Raw genomic sequence first — 4,100 nt, 5'->3', positions numbered from 1 at the left:
AAAACGTGTGTTTTTAGTCATCCTGTTTACCTCTCTCTCAAAGAGTTTAGTCTCCAGGATTCCCGGGGCGGTTCAGAATGCAAAACATCACATGAACCAGATAATGCCTGTCTGTCAGAGGAAACTGTCACGATTGGAATTGGTGAGTTGTGGGCATTTAATTCAAGGGCATCGCGTTTTGCAGGCTGGATAACTGGCCCACTTTATAATGCAGACATACTGGAGTCATGGGACGACAATCAAATTTACGGCGACTGAGGCCGCGCCAGCGGCCTTTTTTTATGCCCCTCGTTTAATTCCCCGCGCCACCTGGACATACAGCCTATTTTTCCAGTGCCATCAATTCACCGCCACCGCCTGCTCGGCCAGCTCAAAATCTGCTGGCAAACCGGCATGGCGCCAGCTTCTGCAACGCGTTTTCTTGGTGGCACTGTCCGGCATCGATGCACCGCTGCGGCTATCGTTTGGCATAAACCTGTTGGGGACTTAGGACACGATAGTAGAATTGAACTCTCTTAATCGCAAGGATACTGTTAGGGATTCAGGGCGAGGGAATGGAATTGAACTCCTTTAATCGCCAGGCGGTTGTGGGAGATGTAGGGCGAGGGAAATGAATTTAACCCCCTTAATCGCCAGGTGGCTGTTGGAGATGCAGGGCGAGGGAATGGAATTGAACTCCTTTAAACGCCAGGCGGCTGTGGGAGATGTAGGGCGAGGGAAATGGATTTAACCCCCTTAATCGCCAGGTGGCTGTTAGGTATACAAGATGATGTAGCGGATTTCCACCCTCCATATTCCTCAGGTGGCAGTGGGGGATGAAGAGTTAAGAGCTCTGAACATAATCCCCACAATCACCTCACGCCGACTAGATAGAATACAGATAAGACCTGAAGCATCATTTCTAAACGAACCGCCTTGACGTAGAAACTACAAAATAGATAAAAAGCGAAGAGAAAGTTAGCGTATTAATAGAAATACAGCTAGAATTAAACGCATGTGCTTCAACAAAACGCATTATGCGTAAAGTTTACGTATATGCGTTTAATTTTAATTTATAATGTTAGAAGGATCGGATGAGAATGAATCTAATTGATAAGATCGCCCTTGTCGGTCAACGCATGAAGAGCGAACAGATTTCCCTGAAGGAATCATTACTGGTCACTTCAAGAGTTTCGGTGTCAGATGATAGTGTTGAGGGTGCGGGAGTAGATCGCCTTATCTATAACCACTGTTTGAACAAAAAGAATCTGTCTGATTTTTTTGGAAAATCCCGTGTAACTTTCAACAAAATCCTTGCTGACCTTGAAGAAAGAAATTTAGTTGGCGCTCCTATCTACCAGAACAAAAACCACCTCTATACTCGCTGGGACGTCCAGAAAATAATGGATGCTCTAAATTATCCGCGATATAGCGATTATTACCTAAGCCGAACAATCGTAACGCAAAATCATAAAGGTGGCACTGGGAAAAGTACCACATCAGGTGCAATTGCAGTGGCTGCTGCGCTTGATCTGCACCTTAATGCCAGGGTTTTATTGATTGAATGGGATCCACAAGGTTCAATTGGAAGCGGCATGATTCAAAGCGTCACTGAAGATGATGTTTTTCTTACAGCTATGGATGCAATCTTAGGGATCTACGAAGAAGATTCGGATTATAGAAAATACATCGATTTAGGATACAAAGAAGAAGAAATAATTGAGAGTATGCCGTTTTCTACACACCTACCAAATCTTGATGTGATCACAGCATTTCCTACGGATGCTCGATTCAAAGATAAATACTGGCAGTGCACCAAAGAAGAACGGTCAGAGTTATTGCTGCGTTTCAAAGAGGTAATCCTGCCGGTTTTGAAGAAAAAATACGGACTAATCATCATTGATACTCCACCAGAGGACTCGCCAATTACATGGGCCGCTGATGAAGCTGCTGATGGTATCCTCGTTGCCGTTTCACCACGTGAATATGACTATGCTTCAACGACAGATTTCATGCTAACAATCAGCGAACGCTTAAAGCAATCCCCAAGCAAGGGCGAGAACTTACATTGGTTTAAGGTGCTGGCTGTAAATGTAGATGACAAAAGTCCGAATGAAAAAATGGTCCTAGATAAACTAGTGAGGACAGTTCAAGATCTGTTTATGTCGGCAAATATCAAAAATTCTGAAGCGTTTAAAGCTGCTGCATCCAGGGGACGAACTGTACTGGATATTAAAAAGTCGGAAGAGCTTTGTTCTCCAAAACAGTTAGATATTGCCGAGGAATCAGTGATGTCGGTATATCAACAATTTATTAATGAGATAAAGAGTTTTTCAGCGAAACAAGGGGCTAAAGCATGAATGATGAACAGCGTATCGGGAATGATAAATCGCGATATCTTAATGCGCCTAAACGCACTGAAGTAGGACATAGCTCCAGACTTCCCAGCCTGAAATCGCCAGCTCGCTTAAAGAAACTGTTTACACTCCACAATGGTCGTAAGCTCGAAGCCGAACACATCACCGTACCGGCTGAGAAAGTAGAACTGGAGACCGCAGTCCATCCGATGAATCCTCGAAATCAAGAAGCTCTATCTGTAAATGCGGTAAGAGATATTCTGGAACAAATCGAAACGAGAGGCGTGGATACTGAAGGTGTAGCAGTTAAAAGAAATGGGGTATACCTTCTTATAGAAGGCAGTCGCAGGCGTTTCTGTTGCATTCATTCAGTAAAGGACATGCCATTATGGGTTTTGCCGGATGAACTATCTCCGGAAGATATTAATTCCATCATTACAGCAGCACAAACATCTCGTCGATTTTCATATCGTGAGGTGGGTTTTAAATATTTGAAAACGATGAAAGAGAAGGGATTCACAAGTAATGAAGAGCTGGCCCTTTTCCTTGGTATCAGTCACGTATCTGTTTCTAAACGCGTCCAGGCTGCTAAAATTAGCAGTTCACTTATTGCATTGTTTCCTGATTATGAAGGAATTCCAAACTCTTTTTACAATCGATTATTTAGACATCAGAAATATATCGAAAAGAATTTATTTTCTCTTGATGAAGTCGTAGATAGTGTAAAGGAGCAAGCAGTAAGTCTGGACCTGGCAGATATTACTGAAGCACAAAAATTCGTAATGGAAAAGATTACAAAGGCGGTAGCAGCCCTCGACATAAGACAACCAAATATTGGTTGGGTTACACATGAATTGGCTTCTTTTGAGAATAAAGATAAATATGCGAGAATTAGTAAAAATGCTACTGGTCGGAAAGTTCGCTTTGAATTTAATAGATTAAATAGCGAATTGATTGAAGAAATTGAAAGTTTTATAAAAATGAAACTAAACAACAAGTTATAACGAATTTATTGATTTAATCGCATCGTTTTAATCCGGTTTTATTAAAGAAGTTAGACCGACATCGTCATGGCTGGATAATGGATGGGGAAAGATGTAAATTGTCCAAAAATAACTTACATTATAGTAAGTGTTTGATTTTAGAGTTGAAGCATCTGAGCGGGTCCCATTGTCAGGGACCCATTATTTTTATTGGAAAGGTTTATGGGCTGGTTCTGATAGGAATGGCCTAAGCTCAATATGAACAGTTGCTGCATTACTGTCATTGCTTACATTCAGTGGTGCTTTTCCCGGTAATGACATCGTTGCAACGTCAGGACCTGAAACAGCAAAGTTATTTTCCGTGCTGGGCATCACGGTAAAAATTTTAATCGCAACATTCTCATGTCTGTACATCGAGATCCCAAATGTTGAACCGGCTTCGGAATTACTGACATCGACTTCAACTGGTGTCCTTCCAATCATTTCATTGGTTAGAATATTTTTGACGATGGCACCTTCAGGAGCTGTATAAATTCGATATGGATAAGCAAAAACCGCCTGGCAGCAGCAAAGGCAGATAACTATTAAAAAAGACTTCATGATTGCTCCTGTTTTAAAAATGTAAGAGTTAATGCTTGTGTGACTTCAGTTATGTTTGTTTTACCCGATCCTGGGAAGTCATATTTAATACTGAAAAGTAATGGCAGTGAACCGCCCCGGGAATCCTGGAGACTAAACTCTTTGAGAGAGAGGTAAACAGGATGACTAAAAACACACGTTT

At 41.9% G+C, this 4,100-nt stretch carries 5 protein-coding genes and 1 pseudogene; 3 read left to right on the top strand and 3 right to left on the bottom strand.

Going from position 1 to position 4,100, the window contains the following annotated elements; genetic code table 11:
* The coding region (locus ACSZPU_RS23895) for a hypothetical protein (RefSeq protein ID WP_499004010.1) at positions 1-258 on the top strand (258 nt) is incomplete at its 5' end.
* Between the two features lie 81 nt (positions 259-339).
* Here ACSZPU_RS23895 and ACSZPU_RS23890 read toward each other — a convergent pair.
* Positions 340-471 (bottom strand): hypothetical protein, encoded by a 132-nt coding sequence (locus tag ACSZPU_RS23890; RefSeq protein ID WP_499004007.1) that lies wholly within the window; start codon positions 469-471, stop codon positions 340-342.
* Positions 472-1,079: 608 nt separating this feature from the next.
* Here ACSZPU_RS23890 and ACSZPU_RS23885 point away from each other — a divergent pair.
* Both ACSZPU_RS23885 and ACSZPU_RS23880 read left to right on the top strand, forming a co-directional pair.
* Positions 1,080-2,339, top strand: a complete 1,260-nt coding sequence (locus ACSZPU_RS23885) for a ParA family protein (RefSeq protein WP_499004004.1) — start codon at positions 1,080-1,082, stop codon at positions 2,337-2,339.
* A complete protein-coding gene (locus ACSZPU_RS23880) occupies positions 2,336-3,340 on the top strand; it encodes a ParB family protein (RefSeq protein WP_499004001.1) in 1,005 nt (334 codons plus the stop codon). Before ACSZPU_RS23885 ends, ACSZPU_RS23880 begins: the two co-directional genes overlap by 4 nt.
* A gap of 186 nt (positions 3,341-3,526) precedes the next feature.
* Here the strand turns inward: ACSZPU_RS23880 and ACSZPU_RS23875 are convergent, their stop codons facing one another.
* Together ACSZPU_RS23875 and ACSZPU_RS23870 are read right to left on the bottom strand one after the other, a co-directional pair.
* Positions 3,527-3,919, bottom strand: a complete 393-nt coding sequence (locus ACSZPU_RS23875) for a hypothetical protein (RefSeq protein WP_499003998.1) — start codon at positions 3,917-3,919, stop codon at positions 3,527-3,529.
* Positions 3,916-4,100 (bottom strand): annotated as a pseudogene (locus tag ACSZPU_RS23870) (hypothetical protein); the annotation flags it as partial. The gene ACSZPU_RS23875 and the pseudogene ACSZPU_RS23870, both read right to left, overlap by 4 nt.

The organism is Phytobacter sp. V69 (assembly GCF_965644215.1).
In the GTDB taxonomy this organism is placed as follows: domain Bacteria; phylum Pseudomonadota; class Gammaproteobacteria; order Enterobacterales; family Enterobacteriaceae; genus Phytobacter.
Note: the sequence above shows the minus strand (reverse complement) of the source record. Positions and strands in the feature narration are given on the sequence as shown.